Origin of the sequence: Streptomyces sp. 8L (assembly GCF_020176795.1) — a bacterium.
Taxonomy (GTDB): domain Bacteria; phylum Actinomycetota; class Actinomycetes; order Streptomycetales; family Streptomycetaceae; genus Streptomyces.
This window is the reverse complement of the sequence record NZ_JAIUKE010000939.1, coordinates 1-865: the sequence shown is the minus strand read 5'-3', so window position 1 is coordinate 865 and position 865 is coordinate 1. Positions and strand designations below refer to the sequence as shown.

Genomic DNA, 865 nt, shown 5'->3' with positions numbered 1-865 from the left:
CGCCCAGAGCCAGGCGAGGGCCCCCTGGGCGAGGGTGCGCCCGCCGCTGGTGAGCACGGACCTGACAGCGTCCACGCGGGCCGCCCACTCGGGCGCTGGGACGCCGCCCTCCTCGAAGTACCGGAGCCAGGCCGGAGGAACGGCCCTGATGTCACCGGGCACACCCCGGCTGCCCGACCCGTGCTTCGCGGTGAGCAGCCCCATGGCCAGCGGGCCCCGGATGATGCTCGCGAGGCCGCGTTCGGCGCTGAGGTCGAGCATCTCGGGCGCGTCCTCCAGCACGTTGCAGGCGTGCTGGACGGCGAGGCAGTGCGGTCCCCCGGCGAAGACGGCGGCACGCGCGGGGTCGTCGGTGCTCCACCCGTAACCGCGCAGGAGCCCTTCGCGTACGAGGTCCTCGCAGGCGTCCCTGAGCGCGGCGGCCTCCTCGGGGTCCGCGCCGCCCAGGTGGAACTGGTAGAGGTCGACGCGGTCGGTGCCGAGGCGGCGGAGCGAGTCGGTGAGGGCGCGGCGCAGGTGGGCGGGGCTCGCGTCCTCGCCCGTCGCGGTCCTGGTGGCCTCGTCGAAGAGATTGCCCCACTTGGTGGCGATGACGACCTCGTCGCGGTGCCCCTTGAGGGCGCGGCCGAGGACGCGTTCGCTGTGGCCCGTGCCGTAGACGTCCGCGGTGTCGAAGAAGGTGACGCCGAGGTCGAGGGCGCGGTGGATCGCGGCGACCGACTCGTCGTCGTCCACGGCCCCCCAGCCGAGCGGCTTTCCTTCGCTGTCCTGCCATTCCCCGCCGATGGCCCAGCAGCCGAAGCCGAGCGCGCTGACGCGGAGGTCGCTGTGTCCCAAGGTCCTGGTGTCCATGGGGCAGCACGCT

Annotated in this window: 1 protein-coding gene; it reads right to left on the bottom strand. The window is 73.9% G+C overall.

Annotated elements, in window-relative coordinates; all coding sequences use genetic code 11:
• On the bottom strand, window positions 1-852 hold an 852-nt coding region (locus LCE31_RS39995), incomplete at its 3' end, for an aldo/keto reductase (RefSeq protein WP_225023228.1).
• Window positions 853-865 lie beyond the last annotated feature (13 nt).